At 67.3% G+C, this 17,850-nt stretch carries 12 protein-coding genes; all 12 read right to left on the reverse strand.

Annotation, left to right across the window (positions count from 1 at the left end):
• Window positions 1-123: 123 nt before the first annotated feature.
• The gene (locus JRI60_RS19250; RefSeq protein WP_204227319.1) at window positions 124-4,737 is read right to left on the reverse strand and encodes a choice-of-anchor D domain-containing protein; all 4,614 of its coding nucleotides are present in this window, start codon (window positions 4,735-4,737) and stop codon (window positions 124-126) included.
• A gap of 173 nt (window positions 4,738-4,910) precedes the next feature.
• Window positions 4,911-5,384, reverse strand: coding sequence for a hypothetical protein (locus JRI60_RS19255; protein ID WP_204227320.1), 474 nt, complete (start codon window positions 5,382-5,384; stop codon window positions 4,911-4,913).
• Window positions 5,381-9,067 carry a type VI secretion IcmF C-terminal domain-containing protein gene (locus tag JRI60_RS19260; RefSeq protein ID WP_204227321.1) on the reverse strand — a complete coding sequence of 1,229 codons (3,687 nt, stop codon included), beginning with the start codon at window positions 9,065-9,067 and terminating at the stop codon, window positions 5,381-5,383. The genes JRI60_RS19255 and JRI60_RS19260 overlap by 4 nt, the downstream gene beginning before the upstream one ends.
• 3 nt (window positions 9,068-9,070) lie before the next feature.
• Window positions 9,071-9,373, reverse strand: coding sequence for a hypothetical protein (locus JRI60_RS19265; protein ID WP_204227322.1), 303 nt, complete (start codon window positions 9,371-9,373; stop codon window positions 9,071-9,073).
• A 10-nt stretch (window positions 9,374-9,383) separates the two neighbouring features.
• Complete coding sequence (locus tag JRI60_RS19270; protein WP_204227323.1) at window positions 9,384-10,025, reverse strand: DotU family type IV/VI secretion system protein; 642 nt, start codon at window positions 10,023-10,025, stop codon at window positions 9,384-9,386.
• Window positions 10,022-11,668 (reverse strand): type VI secretion system baseplate subunit TssF, encoded by a 1,647-nt coding sequence (locus JRI60_RS19275; protein ID WP_204227324.1) that lies wholly within the window; start codon window positions 11,666-11,668, stop codon window positions 10,022-10,024. The genes JRI60_RS19270 and JRI60_RS19275 overlap by 4 nt, the downstream gene beginning before the upstream one ends.
• 135 nt (window positions 11,669-11,803) lie before the next feature.
• Entirely contained in the window at window positions 11,804-12,403 is a 600-nt protein-coding gene (locus JRI60_RS19280) for a hypothetical protein (RefSeq protein ID WP_204227325.1), read from the reverse strand.
• Between the two features lie 12 nt (window positions 12,404-12,415).
• The gene (locus JRI60_RS19285; protein ID WP_204227326.1) at window positions 12,416-14,062 is read right to left on the reverse strand and encodes a hypothetical protein; all 1,647 of its coding nucleotides are present in this window, start codon (window positions 14,060-14,062) and stop codon (window positions 12,416-12,418) included.
• A gap of 1 nt (window position 14,063) precedes the next feature.
• Entirely contained in the window at window positions 14,064-14,444 is a 381-nt protein-coding gene (locus tag JRI60_RS19290) for a GPW/gp25 family protein (protein ID WP_204227327.1), read from the reverse strand.
• A gap of 1 nt (window position 14,445) precedes the next feature.
• On the reverse strand, window positions 14,446-15,702 hold the full coding sequence (tssK, locus tag JRI60_RS19295) for a type VI secretion system baseplate subunit TssK (protein WP_204227328.1): 1,257 nt from the start codon (window positions 15,700-15,702) through the stop codon (window positions 14,446-14,448).
• Window positions 15,703-15,747: 45 nt separating this feature from the next.
• A complete protein-coding gene (locus JRI60_RS19300; RefSeq protein ID WP_204227329.1) occupies window positions 15,748-16,314 on the reverse strand; it encodes a hypothetical protein in 567 nt (188 codons plus the stop codon).
• Window positions 16,315-16,356: 42 nt separating this feature from the next.
• The gene (tssC, locus tag JRI60_RS19305; protein WP_204227330.1) at window positions 16,357-17,850 is read right to left on the reverse strand and encodes a type VI secretion system contractile sheath large subunit; all 1,494 of its coding nucleotides are present in this window, start codon (window positions 17,848-17,850) and stop codon (window positions 16,357-16,359) included.

Here is a 17,850-nt window from a genome sequence, read left to right on the forward strand (position 1 = left end):
TCCTTCAGGCCCAGTTCCTCCGCTCTTCAGCCCTGTCCAACACCGCCTTCACCGCGTCACCGAGGAGCTGTCAGGCACCCCGGGGCGCAGGCATGTGCCCTGCGCTCCCGGGGGGCTCCGGACTCAAGGTGATGTGCTGCGTGATCGGCGCCGCGCCCCCAGCGCTACCAGGAGCAGCCACCCCGCCAACAGGGGTCCTCCTCCTCGGGCGGCACTGGAGCAACCCCCGCCTTCTCCCTCGAGCAGCTGGACCTTTCCATGCAGCTCGATGGAGAGATCCGTCACCTGCTCGTCCTGCAGGCGCAGCCGGAGCTCGCCCTTGACCTCTCCGACCTTCCTCGGATGGAACGTCACGAGCAACGTGGTGGTACCCGCTGGGGGGATTTCCGTGACCTGTTCGACTGCTTCCACTGAGAAGGACTCCGGGTCGGAGACCTCTGGGAGGAGCATTCGCGCCACCACGCTGGACTGGTTGGTGATGGTGAGCACCTTCTGCTCGATCGGTTCCTGCGGCTCGATGGGCTCGTTCGGTTCGATTGGCCTCCTCAGGGTCACCAGGCCGAAATCCACCTCTGACGACTCGGCGGACAGGATGCTGGGCACCATCTCTCCCTTGAGGGTGACCCGTGCGGCCGGAACCCGGGTCTCCTCGTTCTCCGTCGACACTTCCAGCACCAGGGCCGCGGACGAGCGGGTCGTCTCCTTCGCGACATACGAGAGCTTCAGATAACAGAGCTCGCCCGTCCTGAGCTCGATTCCCCGTGGTCCTGGCTCCCGGCAGGACAGTGCATCGGGTTCGACGGCGAAGTCGTCTTTCCGGGCTCCCTCCAGGCCGTAGCTCTTCACGAAGATGGGCCTGTCGATGTCATTCTGGAGGGGGAATCTCACCGGCTCCTTCTTGTCGGACAGACGTTGCGTGCCGAAGTCCACCTCCCACTTGAAATTCTTGAAGCCCGAGAACGGCCCCGTCGCGACGCCGTCGAGCTCGAGCACGAGAGGCGTGTGCCTGTTCTTCGTGTAGATTTGGGCCGTGGCCTTGCGCTGACCCGCCGCCCCCTTCCTGGGTTTGAAGCTCAGCTTCAGCTCGGTGCCCCCGGTCACCGGAACCGTGAGCGGAAGCTTGCTCACGGCACTGAAGTCGAGCCCATCCGGCCCCGTGAGGGCAATCTGTGTGACCGAATCATCCACCTTCGCCGTGTTCCAGAGGTTGATCCCCTTCTCGACCTTGGTGGTGGGGCTCTCATCCATGGCACAGGTCCCGAAATCCAGGGGGGCGCCCTGGATGGCGACACCATCTTCCCCGACGAGCAAGGCCACTTCCTTGATGGATGCGTCACCCGCTCCTTCATTGGTCGTGATGGTCAGCGTTCCCATCATCCTCCCGCTCGTGGGCATCACCCTCAGCTCGATGTCCTGTTGTTGCTGCCAACCGATCGGAGGAAAGGAGCCCGCTTGGGTGCTCTGGACGTAACTCTTCGTGGAAGGAATGACGACACGAAAAGGACGTGTGACGTTGAGGTTGTTGATGACGAGAGGCGCCTTGCCATCGTTCTGCAGGGTGAGGAGCGCCTTCATCTCCTGGTAGGCCGTGCCCCCATCACCCGGCACCGCCGCACCGAAGTGGACCGACGACCGCACCGTCAGCTTCGGCCGTGTCCCCGTCCCCTTGAGGGAGACCACCACACCACCGGCGGGCTCGTACGGGTCATTGCTCGTGAAGGTGAGACTCTCCTCCACCGGCGACCCGGAGTCGGGGATGAAGGCGATCTGGAAGTCGAAGAAATTGGAGACGTTCGTTGCTTGAATAGGAATGATCATGGGCCAGCCACCCGGGGGATCCTTGACCAGGAAGTGGGCGCTCGGTGTGGGCTTGTTGACCCGCAGGGGCGACGAGCCCGTGTTCGTGATGCGCAGGGAGAGAGTCCCGGTCTGCCCGATGGGGACCTCACCAAAACCGAGCGTCCGGGTCTCGAAGATCGCCTTCGCGGCCGCGCCCCACCCGGACAGGAGCACCTTGGTCTTTCCCGAGGAATCGACATTGCTGCTCGTCGCGTTCGACGTGATCTCGAGATCCGCGGTGACGGCGGCCAGGCTGTCGGGCGTGAAGGTGATGGGGAGCTTCTCCTCGCCTCCAGCGGGGATGTACATGGGCCAGCCCGTTCTACCCAGCATGAAGATGGTTCCAGTGGACCCTTTGAGGTTGGTGATGTTGATGCTGTTGATCCGGAGTGTGGACTTGCCTTCGTTGGTGAGGGTGAGATCCATTTTGCCTGGCTTGCCCACCTCCACGGCATCGAAGGGCAGATCCGGCGAGACTTTCAGCAGCGCGGTCGCGCCCAGGCCCTGGAGCGGGATGAGCTTGGTGCGGGCTATCTTGGTCGTGTACCCCTGGTACACGATGACCAGGGAGCCCGAGTAGTTCCTGTCCACGGTGGTTGGCTTGAACTGGACCTCGACCTCGCGATCATCTCCGGGTGCGACCAGCTGGTTCGCATAGGTGCCGACCAGGGAGAACTCGGGCGTCCCGTTCTTGGTGCCAACGCTGACGAGCTGGAGCGTTTCGGAGGCGCCCGTGTCGTTGGTGATGCGGATCTTCATGGAAGCGGTTTCGGCGATCCGCTGGGCTTTGAAGTCGACCTTGTCGCTCGGGTTGAAGCTGACGGACGAGGTTCCGCTCAGCTTGAGCTGCGGTGAAGTGAGTGGCGTGCTGGAGTTGCTCGCGTAGAACTGGAGCGTCGCTTCCTTATAGCCTGGACTGCTGGGGTTGAAGGTGACACCGAACTTGATGGAATCCCCCGGGTTCATGGTCCGTGGCGGGTTCAATCCCTGGACCTTGAAGGGGGCCGAGTCGCTGGCGGGGGCGATCTTCTCCAACGTGAGAGGCGCATCCCCGATGTTCTTCAGGGTCACTTCCTGGGTGGTCTCGGTACCCGGTTCCTGGATGCCGAAGGACAGGTTCGGGGACGCGGGCTCGGTGATGGACAGCTCTGGAGCGACGGCCGTGCCACTGAGCGTCACGGCGGTAATCGTCTCGATGGCATTGCTCGTGAGCTGGAGGGTCCTGTTCCACTGCTGCTTGCTGCCCGGGTTGAAGGACACCGTCACGGTCCTGCTCTCGTCGGGGGGGATGTCCACCGGGAGGCCCGTGACGGAGTAGGGGACCAGCGAGCTCGCGGCCACTTCGTAGACCTTGACGGGCAGCGCGGTGGGGTTCGTGAGGACGAGAGTCTTCTCCTGGGGGGTGGTTCCCACCTCCTGCTCGTCGAATGAGATCGAGGTGGCCGATAGAGTGATCCGGGTCCTTACGACCTCTCCGTGGAGCGGGATGATCCTCGTGGATGCTCCGCTGCTCAGGGTGAGCTGTCCGAGCAACGGACCGGAGGCCGTGCCGCTGGAGGGGCTCGAGGTCAGGACCAGCTCCTGGATATCTCCTGGAGACAGGGGGAACGGGCCCGTGGGGGTGACCGTGAAGGCGGAGGGAACCGTGGCGGTGACGCTCAGTGCCTTCGACCCGGTATTCTTGACGGAGACCTTCTTCGTTTCGACCTGGCCCGGTGCCTGCTTGGGGAAGTCGACCGACAGGGGCTCGACCGTGAGTGGTGAGGTTCGCACGCCATCACCGGTGAGCACGATGGAGTCGGGCGAGCTCTTGCTATTGCTGACGAGCTGGAGCGTTGCCTGATGAGGGCCCGTCGTCGTGGGAGTGAACCTCACCGAGAGGAGCCGCTCCTGTCCCGGTTCCAGGCTGAAACCCCCGCTCGGGCTCACGACGAAAGGTGTCCCGGAGTCCGGAGCCCCCTGGATCGAAAGGGAATCGATGGTGAGTGGAGCCCCGCCCTCGTTGGTGAGCTTCACCTGCTGGGGCTCACTGCTGGACCCCACCTCCTGCTCGGCGAAGGCGAGAGCGGTGGAGCTCGACACGAGCTTGGGAACCGGGGTGCGGAAACCCGAGAGTGGAACCTTGGTGGAGGGTGAGCACGGATCGTCGCTGTCGATGAGCAGGGTGTCCGTGAAGAAAGGCTCGCTGGAAGAGGAGGGAGGGGCGAAGGTCACCACCAGGTTCGCGGTATCTCCAGGCCCCAGCGCCGTCTTCGAGAGTTCCGCGGAGAACGCGGAGGTGACGGGGCGCAGGGCGAGGGAGTTCAACGGCTCGTTCCCGTCGTTCTTCAAGCGCACCGTGCGCTGGAATGGGGACTCCAGAGTGCCCGCGTCCCCGGGAGTGCCCGCGTCGGTCATCTCCCCCGTCAGACTCAAGGTGAGGGCGGGAGGGGACAGTTCGAGACGGGGCCCCGTGCCCTTGCCAGAGAGGGGAATCTCGAGGGGACTCGGCGCGTCACTGAAGACCTTGAGGTACCCGGAGTGGTGGGCGGGAGTCCGGGGACTGAATTTCACCAGGAAGTGCACCTTCTCCCCGGGAGCCAGGAGGAAGGGAGTGAACGACAGGTCCTTCTTCGTGCCGGCTTCGTCCTGGATGGCCGTCAACACGAACGGTTCGGTCGCTTCGGCGAAGCCAATCTTCCGGGAGGAGGCATCCTCGTTGTACACCGTGATCTTCTGCTCGGTGCTCGAGCCGCACACCGCCTGATCGGGGAAGAGCGTGTTGTTGCTCGTGAGCTCGGAGATCCGCAGCGAGACCGCCTCGGGCTTCGCTCCTCCGGTGGTCGAGGGTGGCGGAGACACGTCACAGGCCGCGAGCAGGCAGAAGGCCATCAGGAGCAGGGGATGGAAACGTTTCATCGGTTACCTCTTCTGGGCATGGGAAGGGCGTCCGCGTGTCATGGGCATGGGCATGACACGCGTGGGAGTGGGAGTGGGAGTGGTTGGGAATTGAAGCCTGTCTGGAGTTGCCCCGCTGTGACCCGTCTCATGCGGAGGGGGTGAGATGGGTCACGATCCTCGAGGGGGCGGCGTCAGGATTTGGCCGGCGCGGGGGCGGCGGGTGCTTCCGGTGCCGCCTTGGCCTCTTCCCTGGGAGGTTCCGCGGGGGCCGCCCCCGTCTGGATGCGGCCCTCGAGCAGCTCGACGTCGAGCGAGGGCGGAAGGGGCGTGTTGAGGAATTCCTGCCACGTGCCGTCGGGAGCGGTGAAGAGGAAGGAGACGGCCAGGGGCGACTCCGGGGGAACCTTCACCTGGAGCCGCCGCAGCGTGCCCGGATAGATGATCTCCGAGTGGAGCACGTTCGGGTCGGACTGGAAGGCGCGGGCGGAAACCTCGGCATAGGACTCGACGGCGTACTGCGTGGGGTCCACCTTGCGCACGAGCATGTAGAGGGGGCGGCCCTGGTTGGTGCCAGGGGGCGCCTTGATGCGCAGTTGGAGCGTGGCCGGCTGGCAGGCGGTGAGCAGCAGCGGCACGACGGAGCAGAACAGGAACTGGCGTTTCATTGCGGCACCTCCCGGAAAGGGGTCCAGGGCTCGCCCTTGAGACCGAAGCGCAGCTCCAGGGCGTACTGGGTGTTCTCGGCGTCTCGTCCACGCAGGCTCCACAGCCGTTGTTGCTCTTCCGTGGGCAGGGATTCCTCGAGCAGGCGGAAGCAGCTCCATGCGGAGTGCTTCCTCCCCTCCATCGAGAAGTACTGGACGGACTGCTGCTCGGGCGAGCGCACCTCCAGCATGAGCGAGGCGGTCTGTTGGTCCCACCAGTCGAGCGGGAACGCCTGCCAGGTGGGGCTCTGGTTGTAGGCGAAGGCCGTGGTCTTGCCACACTTGAGCGAGCCCCGCGTGACGTAGCTGCCGGGTAGGGGCTCGGCGGGCAGGGGGAGGGGCATGACCTGGAGCATGAGCGGGCGGGGGCGGCCCTCGGCGTCCCAGAGCACCCGTGACAGCCGGGAGAGCCGGCTGAGCGTGGGCAGCAGGTTCTCGGGCACGGTGAGCCGCTCGCGCAGCGCTCCGCGCACCACCCACTCCGTGCCGCGCTCCTCGCACACGGGAGAGAGCACCCGGTCCACGAAGGCCCAGAACACGCCATCCTGACGGCGCAGGATGTCCAGGTCACCCGGTTCCACCTCCTGGGTGGCCTGGGGGTTGAACGGGTAGCGGTCCATCAGGGGCCGCAGCATGCGTTCCCAGGTGATGTCCCACTGCTGTTGCAGGGTCCACTCGACCTCCTGTTGTCCCAGCTCCCGCACCGCCAGGAAGGGCTGGCGGAAGGGCTGGCGCAACTCCCCGATGATGCCCTGCTGGTCCAGCCAGGCATCCACCTTGCGGAGGTACGAGCCCTCCTCCTCGAGCATCATCGAGAGGGCGATACGCCCCAGGGGGGTGAGCATCTCCGTGAGCTTCGCGGCGCCGCCCCCCTCCTTGCCGGGAGGGGCCGCCCCGGTGGGAGCCGGCACGGCCCGTGCGCCGCCCCGGGACACGGCATGGAGCTCGTCCGACAGCTGCGCCACCAGGGCCTGGTAGGGATTGAGGAGGGCATAGTTGCCGCTCTCGTCCGGCTTCATGACCTGCACGATGGGCTTGAAGGGGGCCACGGCGTTGCGCAGGGATTCGTAATGGGGATCCTCGAGCGGCTCGAGCGTGGCGCCCTTGGCCACGTCGCGCAGCATGTCCACCAGCTCCGAGGAGGGCTGGGTGAGGCGCGACAGCTCCTCGGAGAGCAGGCTGGGGGTGGGCGCGTCGAAGCGGTAGTTGCGCGCGCGCTGGAAGAGGCGCTGCCGGTACCGGAGCGCGAACTGGTCCACCTTGCGGCGCACGTGCTCCTGCCGCTGCGAGGCCTCCTCCACGGGCAGATCGGCGTTCTTCAACCGCTGGGTGAACTCTTCCACCAGGGGGCGGATGCGGGTGTCGAACGCCAGCCGCTCCTCGGCCACCCCGGCGGGGGATGGGCCCGAGGCCTCCTCCCCGTTCCAGGCCGAGCCGAAGGGCAGGCGGCCCGTCCTCCCGTAGTAGCGGAGGATGGCCAGGTGCATCTGGCGCGAGCTGTCCCGCGGATGGAACTCGAGCGGGCCCTGCGTCACGGTCACCTGGAAGGAGCCCTTGGTGGAGGCGCCCGGCTGCCACACCCCGTCACGCACGAGCAGCTCGGCCACGCTCATCTTCTGCGCGGCCTTGAGACCCGCATAGAGCTCCTCCTCCATGCGCAGCACGGCGGTGAGCACCTCGCGGTTCTTGTTCATCCACTCCACCGCCAGGAGCGTGGAGGACACGCCCCTGAAGCGGCTCGTGTCGACGCGGGCCTCGGAGGCCTTGAGCAGGTCCAACGCGCGCGGCAGGGAGACGAAGATGGCGCTATCGTCGAGCCAGGCCTGGAGCCGCAGCCGCTCCTCCTGCATCGACTCCAGCTCCGTGTTCAACCAATCCATCGGCCCGGGTTCCACCGACTGGGCGCGCAGGAACTCGTCCAGGCGCTTGAGGTGGGCCTGCCAGGGCGCGAGCTGGCCCTCGCGCGAGACGGGCTCGGGGAAGGGCCAGCGGGCCCAGTCGGCCTCCGGCGTGTTGGGTGCCTGCCAGGGCTTGTCGCTGAGGACGACGTAGTCCCCCACCAGGGACTCGACCAGGTTGACGGCGGTGAGCCATGAGCGCTTGGACTCGAGGCTGGAGGCCTCGGCCGTGGAGGCCCCCTGCTGCTCCTGGCCGCCGAAGCTCGACGTGCGCCGGTTGCGCAGGCTGGAGAGGACGAACTGGCCGAGTGGCTCCTCGCGCGAGGCGTGGAGGGCGGCCAGTATGAAGACGACCTGCTCGGGACGGCACGTGTCGGGCTGCTGGTGGCAGCGCTCGAGGGCGGGACGCAGATGGGCTTCCCGGATGCCGCGCGTCAGGCGTCGGCGCAGGTCCTCGCGGGGCTCGGTGAAGCTGTAGGGCAGCAGGGGCCAGTAGCTCTTTGCCCGCTCCATTCCCTCCATGGCCTGGCCGGCGGCGAGCACCTGATCCTGCACCACGCCGCCGGACACCTCCTGGCCCTGGTCGCGCATGCGCTGCACGGTGTCCTCGAAGCGCCCCACGCGCTCCCGGGCCTGGGACAGCCGCCAAACGAAGTGGGCATAGGCGGCCAGCATGGGCAGGCTGCACGCCGCGGCCAGCATCGCGGCGCGCTTGAGGTGCGTCCGCGAATAACGCTGGTGCAGGGCCTGGGCGTCATGCGCCTCGCTGGGCACGGAGAGCACGCCGGCCGCGCGGGCCGAGGGCGAGGACAGGTACACGCGCGACAGCGTGGGAACGAAGGCGAGCGTTCCTCCCTCGAGCAGCGCGGTGGTGAAGCGGGCGAGGGCCTCGAAGGGGCCCTGCCCCTGGGAGTAGAAGCGCTCCAGGCGCTCGAAGGCGTCCACCGGCAGCGCGGTCAGTCCCAGGGCGAGGTATTTCTCCTGGGCGTGGAGCAGGGAGGCCACCTGGCCCTCCTCACCGCGAGGCGGCAGCGCGAAGGACAGGGGCACGTGGTGGGAGTGGAGCAGCTGGGAGAAGTCCTCGAAGCCCTCCAGCGAGTCCATGTGCGTCAGGCACAGGCGCGTCTCCACGGGGGCGCGGCGGACCTCGGCGAGCAGGTTGAGCTTGCCGCGCAGCAACTGCGCGGTGCGCCGCACCTCGTCGGGCGGAGTCTCCGCCAGCCAGCGCACGTCCAGCACGAGGATGACGAGGGCATGCTGTCCCTGGCCGAAGGTGTCCTTCCACAGCCCGCGCAGCGCCTTGCGGGCCTGGGGCGTGTCGTCCTCGAGCAGGGGGGCCGACACCTCCTGCACCACCGAGTCCGGCCCGAGGTAGAGCTTCAGCAGCGAGTCACTCGTGTGGCTGGGGAGGAACTGGCGCGACTGCCGTTGCCAATCCACGTCCAGGGCGACGAGCTTCGACTTGCCACTGCCCGCGGGCCCGAGCACCACCGCGCACGGCAGGTCCTTCACGGCGGCGCGCTGCAACAGGGGCAGCGCGGCGAGGAACTGCTGGCGAATCCTGCGCAGCCGGTTGCCCGGCATGGGGGGCGGGGCCCCCTGGGACGTGGCCCCCCGCTGCCGCCGCCGGCGCAGCCACCAGACGAGTCCTGCCCCGGCGGCCAACAGGAGTAGTACGCCGAGTGCGAGCAGCAACCAGCCCCGGTAGGGGCTCGCGCTGGACCAGATACCGCGAAGCGTTTCCATGACTCAGTCCTCCCTCCGGCCCATCGCGGGGCCAGGATGGCGCTGGGCGCGCGCGGCGCGCTGCAACGCCTCCAGAATGTCCTCGAGTGTGTCCAGCACCTGGTCGAGCCGGGTGCGTTGCTCCTGTTGCCGCTGGGGCGAGAGCTGCTGGCCTCCGGGCCCCGGGTGCAGCGCCGCCAGCCCCTGACGCAGCTCCTCCAGCAGCGGATCCACTCCCGCGCGCAGCGGGCCGAGCTCCGTGTCGATGAGCCGCTCCAGGCGCTCCAACAGCGAGGGCGCCGTCTCCACGAGTGCACGTGCGTTCATGGCGCGGGCCTCAGTTGGAGCACCACCACAGCAGTCCCTGCAGCCCCAGCACGCAGAGGCAGGCACCGGCGTAGTAGCGGGTGGGAAGCTCGTAGAGCAGGGGCCTCGCGTTCGTGGCCACCGCGGGCGCGGCGGGCAGGGACTCCGGTATGACGATGCGGGCCGCCAGCCGCTGTTTGTACTCGCGCAGCTTCGCCGTGTTGCCCACGTAGCGGCCGCTGAATCCCGCGGTGAGGCAGAAGTGCAGCAGCTCGAACAGCAGGGGTGAGGCGCCCGGCTGATTCAGCTTCTGGTCGGCGAGCTCGTAGAACAGATCTCCACCGCCCTCCTCTCCGAAGAGGTGGCGCTGCAGGAGGGGCCAGTCGTACTGCTCGGCCTCGGCGAGGCGCCGCAGCACCCGTTCATCCAAGAGGTAGGTGAAAGGCCTCAACGCCTCCTCCACCTCCTCGGAGCGGTAGTGGCCGCCCAGCCCGGACCGCAGTCCCTCCACCGTTGCCAGCAACTGCTGCTGCAACTGCTCCAACCCCGCGCGCCCCACCTGCACCTGGGTGCGCTCCTCCGTGTCGGACGACTCGGCCGGCAACCATTGATCCAGCAACGTCCGGGTCCGCCGGTACTCCGTGAAGACAATCTTCCAGTGCTCGAGATTCATCGGTTCCCCCAGGGGTTGAAAGGTCCGGCTCCCGCCACCGAGGCCCGCAGCTCCACGGAGGCCTCGCCATTCCACGCATCCAGCAGGGCCAGCAGCTGCTCGAGGAGGCAGGCCACCAGGGGCTCCTGGCTGGAGTCGAAGGGCGCGAGCTGGGCCTCGTACACGTGCCGCAGCCCCGTGCCCCGCAGGGCGCCATCCGGCAGCACGGAGGCGCGCAGCGTGCGCAGCAGGGGGATGATGGGGCGGAAGGCGCCCTCCACGGGCGTGCCCAGGTAGGAGAGCAGGGCGACCAGCTCGTCGCGCTCCAGGGTGGGGCGGTTCTTCCAGGACAGCAGCTGGACGAGGGCGGACACGTCCTGGCGCACGGGGCTGTCCCGGGGGGGCTGGACATCTCCCACCACGCGCCAGCGCAAGCCCTCCACGTGGACGCTGGGGGTGGACACCTCCAGACGGCCCGTGGCCTCCGAGGCGAAGCGGGGCTGGTACCAGAGGGCGTCCACGTGCAGCTTGCGTGGCTCAAGGAAGGCCTCCGGCATGCGGACCAGCAGCTGATGCAGGGGGCTGCCATCGGCGGCCAGTTGCTCGTCCAGCTCGTAGGCCGGCCCTGGCCCTGGCACATGGGCGGGGCGCATGGGCTCGCGGCCCCGAGGCCCTTGCAGGTACACCCCCGTCACCGAGTGCAGGCGGAGCTCGCGGCTATTGCGCAGGCCGAGCAGGGGGTGCTCGGTGCGGGTGCCGTCCAGGGTGATGGGCTGGGCGGGGGCGGCCTTGAGGTTGACGACGGGCGCGACGAAGGGGTGGAGGAACTCCGGGTGGAGCGAGCGCCCCACGGTCCACTCCTTCTTCAAATCCAGACACAGGCTGAAGCGGCTCCAGGCCTGTCGCGTGGGCGCCACCCGGACATGCAGGAAGAGGCCCTGCTCCGGGAGCTGGAAGAAGGAGCGCGCGCGGTGCAAGGGATTCTCGTAGACGCTCGCGTCGTCTGGCGCGAACGGCTCCTGGCCGAAGGAGTGCTCGCACCGCAATCCCGTCGAGCGCTCATCCGCCCTCTCGTCATACACCACGCTCACCCGCTCCAGGTGCTTGCGCAGCGCGTGGTGCACCGCCAGGGAGCTGCCGTACTCCTCCAGGTGGCGCACGTGGAGGCTGAGCACATCCAGCGGATCCCTCCGGGGGAAGGCCGCGGCGAAGCGGAGGATGAGGCGGTGGCCGCCGTCCGCCAGGCGCAGCACCTGCGTCTCCTCCAGGAAGATGGGCAGCACCCGCAGGTCTCGCTGAAGGCGGAAGGAGCCCGCCTCGCTTCCCACCGGCTGCAAGCGCAGCTCGGTGCCGCGGGGCAGCACCACCGCCTCCACCATCTTCTCCGTGGGCACTGCCTGCACCAGGCCCGCCGCGGGCAGCGGCTCGAGCAGACAATTGAAGAAGCTGGAGAAGAGGCGCAGCCACGTGGAGCGCAGGTTGCGCAGCGTGGCGTGCCGGGTCTGGATGGAGAAGAAGGCCATGGCCTCCACCAGCCGGCGCACGTCCGGGTCCTCCTGCTCCAGGGGCACCCCGGGGTAGGTGTGGCGGAAGCCCTGGCGGAAGCGTTCGAGAGCGGCCAGCTCCGCGAGATAGTCCTGATAGAGCTGATTGGTGGCACCCATGGCGTGTCGTATCCGTTCACCCAGGGCCGTGTGGCCCCGGGTAGCGCGTACTCTGAATGTTCTTCAGGGGAGGGGCTGTGACGGGCCCCATGGGAACGGCGTGAACTGCGTCACAGTGCCGGGGAGGGTGCTTTCTCAACCCAGCTTCACGAGCGAGCCGCTCACGCTGGTCATCGAGCCCTTCAGCTCGGCGACTCCCGAGGACTCGAGGCCGAGCTGGCCCTGGGCGGCCACCTTGATGAGGGGGGCCCCCAGCTCCGCCTGGGACTTGCCCTTCATCTCCAGCTTCACTCCCTCGAGCTTCAGCGCGCCGCCCGTGGCGGCGACCTGGCCCTCCATTCCCTCGAGAGCGAGCTTCTGGGTGGCCTTCACCTCGAGGTTGGCACCGGAGGAGAGGACCGCGTCCTTGGTGGACTTCTGGGTCAACTTCGCGCTGGAGGTGAACGTCATGTCCTCCGTGCTCTCGAGCTGCAGGGTCTTCTCACTCGTCCACGCCGATTCCTTCTTGGATTGGAGGGTGATGGTGTCGGACTCCACGGTGAAGGCCTTGCAGGTGATGGTAACGCTGTCCGGCTTCTGGACGATGGTGCTCGTGTCGGAGTCGCTCTTCACCTCCAGGGTGATGGCCTTGCCATCCAGCGTCACCGTCTGGGTGAGCTTCCCATCGGGATCCTCGACCGTGACGATCAGGCCCTTCTCCTTGTCCAGATCGATGGTGCAGATGAGCTTCGCCATGACGTTGTGCTCCTAGCTCTTCTCTTCCTTGACCTGGATGCGCAGCGCGCCCTCGCGCAGGCGGATCACCCCGGTGTCCTTCTCGTTCGTGCGTTGCAACAGGAGCACGGGCTTGTCGTCCTCGTAGGACTGCTGGAGGGTGGCGCCGTTGGTGGGCGTCTTGCCCATCAGCAGCTGTACGCCCTGGCTCTCCTGGGGCAGCCGCGCACCGGCCCGCCAGTCCAGGAAGCGCTTGACCCAGGCGTTCTGGAAGTCGAGCGCCACCAGCACCCGCTCGTTCTTGTAGGCGGGGAAGTAGAAGTGGCCCGGCATCAGGTTGGGATTGAAGGGCGCGTGCACCACCTGGTCGTCCCAGATGGGGAGCTTGACGTGGTAGCACTCCAGGGAGGTCTTCTCCTCGCTGTAGACCTGCCATGTCTCATGCTTGTCCTCTCCCACCTCGCTCACCAGCACGCCCTCCACATGGCGCGGGTAGCGCGGCGGGGTGTAGGCGGGCAGGTCGATCCAGGCCTCGTCCTTGCGCTCCAGCCGCGTGCTCATCTGGAAGTGGAAGCCGGCGTACGGCGCCTCGCGCTCTGTGTCGGGGTTGGACTCGATGGCTTGCCCACGGAGGAGCAGGGTGCGGACACGGAAGGTGTCCTGGGCGGCCACGCTGGCCGGGTTCCAGCCCTTGCCGGGGGGCAGCTTTACCAGGGACCCCGGGGAGAAGGCCGTGGCCGGCATGCGCCGCCACTCCAACTCCAGCTCCATGCCTCTCGCCTGGAGCCGCGCCTTCTCCAGATCCACCCGCGCCTGCACCACATCCGCCAGCGGGGTGCACATCAGGACGTCCTGGCGCAGGCCCGCCACCGCCTGATCGTGGGTCAGCTCCTCCTTCTTGGAGCCCTCCGCCACGGCATTGAAGACGGTGGCTCCATGGCGGAGGACCTCGGGCAGGAGCACCTCCAGCGAGGCCACCTCTCCGGGCTCCAGCTCCAACGGCTCGCCCGCGTCCGCCTTCGCTCCGAGCAGGGAGTAGCTGCCCTTCTCCGCGTCGTACGCCAGCACGCCCTGGTGGCGGTCCAGGTACCACAGCAACAGGTCATAGAAGCTCGCCCCCGCCTCCCGCTCCAGCCCGAGGAAGAGCAGCGGGTGGGAGACGCCCAGCACGGCGTCCCAGTCGTAGCTCAGCTGGATTTTCTCCCCCTTGTGCTCCTCGAGGACGTCCTTGAAGGTCTTCTCCGTGTAGAGCGCGCAGGGGTGGTGCTGGCGCCACAGCAGTCGGGCCGCGTCGACGAAGCGCACGGTGTAGCGACGGTGCAGGAGGGGAGCCTTCGGGGCCGAAGAGCCCGGCAGCTCCACGAGCGTCTTGGAGGACACCAGTCCCTTGAGCTTCAGGGGCGTGGGCTTCTGCTTGGGTCTGGCGTCCGTCTGGATGGCGCTCACCTCGAGCGACACCTCACCAAGGTCCGGCTTGAGGAAGTCCGGCAGCAGGGTGTCCTTCTGCTTGCCGCCCAGGTCCTTGTTGTCGGTGAGGATGAACTCCACCCGCCCTTCCAGGCCCCAGCCGTGCATCTCCAGGGCGAAGGCTTGGATGTTGCCGGGGGGAATGACGTGCTCCTTGCCTCCCGCGGTGAGGGTCAGCGAGACGGCCAGCCTGTCCTCGAAAGTGCCTTGCATGTCAGTCCTTCCTTTCGAGCCGCACCCGGCTGCTCACGGTGTCGAAGATGAGGCGCAGCCGGAGGGCTTCCCCGCCCAGCAGGCCCGTCACATCGAAGTGCAGACACAACGCTCCATCCTGGCCCCTCAGCGTCACCGCCACGTCGCGCAGCCGCGGCTCGTACTGCGTCACCTGGCGCTGCAACTCCTCCGTGAGGAAAGGGACCAGCTCCTTGCCGCCCCGGTCCCCGGTGTAGTCCCCGAGGCCGAAGCCCTGCTGGAAGTAGCCGTAGCCCTCTCGGGTGTTGAGCACGGCCTCGAGGTTGCGCACCACGGGGCCCAGGGCATCCCGAGCGGTGGGACCACGGCTGGAGAACCTGTCGAGAAAGGGGCGGCGCGCCATGTCACGTCCTCCGCCAGAAGAGGAAGAGCTGGGCACCCTCCAGCGGCGGGGTGACGGGGAGGGCCACGCCGTCCTCGCGCAGGGCCGCCTGCCACTCGTCGCCCTCGGTGGTGAGCTGGTACCAGTCGATGTCCGAGTCGAAGGAGTGGGGGAACGAAGGGTAGGGGACGTGGCGGAAGGTCAGCCCCTTGAGAGCCATGCGCCGCACCGTCGGCAGGCGCAGCGGGCTGGCGAGCTTCACGCCATCCAGGGAGCGGGGCTTGTCGCGCTCGTGGCGCCGCACCAGCAGGTAGAAGTCATTGGGCATGGGCTCCTCCTGGGGGAGGGGCGAGAGCACGAAGCGTCCCTCGCGGCACTCGAAGGGCCGGTACGAGCGCTTGTTCGCGCTCGTCGGGCGGAGGCCCCGGTCGAGCAGCTCCATCCACCGCCACAGTCCCGGGCCGGGCTGGTCGTGCTCGTAGGCGGGCAGCTCCTCTTCCGGCTCGCACTCCAGGTAGCAGCACAGCTCGAGGTACAGCCGGCGGAGGACCTCGAAGAGCTGGTACGTGGGTGGGTGCAGGCCATGGCGCATGTCCGCGCGCAGGCCCTGGACACGGCGCACCTCGCACAGGGCGCGCCGGGCATTGGAGAGCCGGTCGCCTCGCACGAAGGTGTCGCGGATGGCGGTGCGCAGCTGCCCGCGTGCCTGATCCAACATTTCATCCAGGCGGGTGAGCAGCCCATCGAGGAACGGATGGGGGCTCGCCCGCAGCAGCGGGGGAAGCTGCTCCCGCGAGAGCGACCATCTGCCGTGCTCGTCCTTGGTGAGCTCGGCGAGCGCCAGGGTGCTGATCGCCCCATCGAGGGCCTGCTCCATGGAGAGTTGCAGGATGTGCAGCGAGCGGTGGAGCGCCGGGGGGTCCTTCTCGTACAGGGGGATGCCCTCGGCGCCGCGCGTCTCGTGCATCAGGTGCAGGTACAGGGTGAGCCGCGAGCGGCCCGTCTCGTCCAACGAGACGGGCGCCACGGTGGCGTTGCCGGGCACCTGCACCAGGTGGCCGCCCGGCATGATGGCCGTCAACGAGCTGAGGGCGAAGGTGCCCTCGGCCAGTTGCGCCCGGTTGAGCTCGAGCGCACCAATGCCAGACAAGGGCAGGCCCGTGAGCTCGGCCGTGAGCAGGGTTTCGGCGAGGAGGACCTCGTCCTGGGCCCGGAAGTGCTCGGGCAGGAGCATCTGCCCCGCCTGCCAGCGGACGCGTGCGATCTTGTGGGGATTCATGGTGTGCTCGGACTCGGAGGGTGGGGGACCAGGTTTCGAGGGGACCTACCCCTTGAAGCCCCACTTCTTCTCGACCTTCATCTGCGGCGCGCTGGCCAGGGTCAGCTGCTGTTCCTGGGGCTGCGGCTTGATGCCGATCTGGAAGGTGAAGTTCTGCGGCGAGGCCACCTCGTCGTCCGGGTCGTCCGCGACCATCAGCTTCAGTTCGTCCCCGCTCTTCTCCACCAGGCCCATCAGCGCCTTGCTGGGGAAGTTGGACTTGAAGTACTTCTTCTCCAGCGGGTCGTACTGGTAGATGGTGTAGTTGAACTCCACCTCGATGCTGGTCATGTCGCTCAGCACCAGCATGGCGAGGAGCTGCCGGTTGGCGGTGGAGATCTGGCCGGAGAAGTACATGGAATCCGTCGCGCCCGTATCCCACAGGTAGTGATTGAGCACCGCCACGGCCTTGAGATCCTCCGTGGGCTTCTCCGGGTTCTTGATGGTCTCCAGGTCGGCCTTGATCTCCTTGCCGGCGATCTTCATGGTCAGAATGACGCCGACGTTGCTCTGCTTGTCCTTCTTGAAGTTGAATCCCTGGTACACGTCGAGGCTGCGGCTGAACTTGGGCATGGTGCTTTCTCGCGAGTATGTTGGTGATGGAAGACGGAGGGACTAGCCGAGCCGCGACTCGAGCTGGAGCTCGACGTTGAGGCCCTCGAACTGGATGTGGGGGAGGACGGAGACCTTGCAGTCGTACCAGCCGATCTCTCCCGAGCGCTTCACCACCTGGACCTGGGCGGCCTTGAAGGGGAAGCGGCGCAGCGTGAGGTCATCCGGGTTGGTCACTGCGGTGACGTAGTCCATCAGCCAGGTGCTGATCTGCTGGTGGATGTAGACCTCGTCGGCCGAACTGCCGATGTTGTCGCGCATGATGCTCTTCACGTAGTGCGCGAGCCGGGTGATGGAGAACGTGTAGGCCAGGTTGGTGACGAGCTGCGCGTTCTCCGAGTCCTTCGGGTCCTTGTAGCGCTTGGCGCGCTTGATGGAGGGGGTGCTGAAGAACGTCGCCTCCGCCTCGTTCTTCCGGTACACCAGCGGCATGAATCCGTGGCGGACGAACTCGTACTCCCGGAAGTCCGGGATGCACATCTCCACCGGCATCTGCATTTCCTGCTGACCGCGCAGGGTGAAGGTGTCCACCGGCAGGCCCTGGATGCGCCCGCCGCCCTTGGGGCCGCGGATGGACTGGCACCAGCCGGACAGCTCGAAGGCGCTCGCCAGGTTGCGTCCGAAGAGGATGGCGGCGTTGCCCCAGAGGTACTTCTTCGAGTCGCCGTGGGCCTCCTCGGTGAAGTTGAGCACCTCGCACGGGTTGGTGACCGGGTTGTACGGCAGCCGCACCACGTAGCGCGGCAGCGCCAGGCTGACGTAGGCCCCCGACTCGCTCTCGCGCAGCTCCGCCCACTTGCCGTAGCGCGGGTGGTTGAGCACGCCGTCCAGGCTCTTGAGCGACTCGAGCTGCTCGACGCTCTCGCAGTCGAAGAACTTGTAGCTGGCCGAGGCCACGAAGGGGCAGTGCGCGGCGTTGGCCACCCAGCTCATGCGCTCCAGCCACAGCAGGTCCGGCCGCGACGCCGTGAACTCATACAGTCCGAGCATCACGCCGAACGGCCGCCCGCCGTACTGGTCGTACTCGCGGGTGTAGACCTTGTTGAAGAGCGCGCTGGAGAAGATGCTGCTCGCGTTCTTCTCGAAGTCCTGGGCCAGCTCCTGCTTGGACACGTCCAGCAGGTCGATGGTGATGTTGGCCTGGAAGTTGGTGTGGTTGACTAGGTCCTCCACGCCGCGCCACGTGGCCTCCGCCTTCTGGAAGGTCTCGTGGTGGAGGATTTCATTCACCTGGGCCTCGATGATCTCATCCAGGCGGGCCACGGCGTTCATCACCTGGCCCTTGTCGAAGCGCGGCCGGTTGTCCTCGTCCTTGAGCGGCTTCACGTTGTGGAGCAGCGCCGCCAGCGCGGACAGGAAACGGCTGTCGGTGGAGATCTCGCTCTCCTGGAGTGAGGTGGGGATCAGGCCCGAGCCGATCATGGGCTCGGCGGACGCCGGAGGGGCGCCCAGGCCCCGGCTCTTGAAGATGTCCTGCAGGTAGTTTCTCTCAGCCAT

The sequence above is a fragment of the Archangium violaceum genome (assembly GCF_016887565.1).
GTDB classification, from domain to species: domain Bacteria; phylum Myxococcota; class Myxococcia; order Myxococcales; family Myxococcaceae; genus Archangium; species Archangium violaceum_B.

Bases quoted from the DNA above. Each gene is read 5' to 3' on its own strand.
- JRI60_RS19250 (WP_204227319.1), bottom strand. From the start codon at position 4,737: ATGAAACGTTTCCATCCCCTGCTCCTGATGGCCTTCTGCCTGCTCGCG.
- JRI60_RS19255 (WP_204227320.1), bottom strand. From the start codon at position 5,384: ATGAAACGCCAGTTCCTGTTCTGCTCCGTCGTGCCGCTGCTGCTCACC.
- JRI60_RS19260 (WP_204227321.1), bottom strand. From the start codon at position 9,067: ATGGAAACGCTTCGCGGTATCTGGTCCAGCGCGAGCCCCTACCGGGGC.
- JRI60_RS19265 (WP_204227322.1), bottom strand. From the start codon at position 9,373: ATGAACGCACGTGCACTCGTGGAGACGGCGCCCTCGCTGTTGGAGCGC.
- JRI60_RS19270 (WP_204227323.1), bottom strand. From the start codon at position 10,025: ATGAATCTCGAGCACTGGAAGATTGTCTTCACGGAGTACCGGCGGACC.
- JRI60_RS19275 (WP_204227324.1), bottom strand. From the start codon at position 11,668: ATGGGTGCCACCAATCAGCTCTATCAGGACTATCTCGCGGAGCTGGCC.
- JRI60_RS19280 (WP_204227325.1), bottom strand. From the start codon at position 12,403: ATGGCGAAGCTCATCTGCACCATCGATCTGGACAAGGAGAAGGGCCTG.
- JRI60_RS19285 (WP_204227326.1), bottom strand. From the start codon at position 14,062: ATGCAAGGCACTTTCGAGGACAGGCTGGCCGTCTCGCTGACCCTCACC.
- JRI60_RS19290 (WP_204227327.1), bottom strand. From the start codon at position 14,444: ATGGCGCGCCGCCCCTTTCTCGACAGGTTCTCCAGCCGTGGTCCCACC.
- tssK (WP_204227328.1), bottom strand. From the start codon at position 15,702: ATGAATCCCCACAAGATCGCACGCGTCCGCTGGCAGGCGGGGCAGATG.
- JRI60_RS19300 (WP_204227329.1), bottom strand. From the start codon at position 16,314: ATGCCCAAGTTCAGCCGCAGCCTCGACGTGTACCAGGGATTCAACTTC.
- tssC (WP_204227330.1), bottom strand. From the start codon at position 17,850: ATGGCTGAGAGAAACTACCTGCAGGACATCTTCAAGAGCCGGGGCCTG.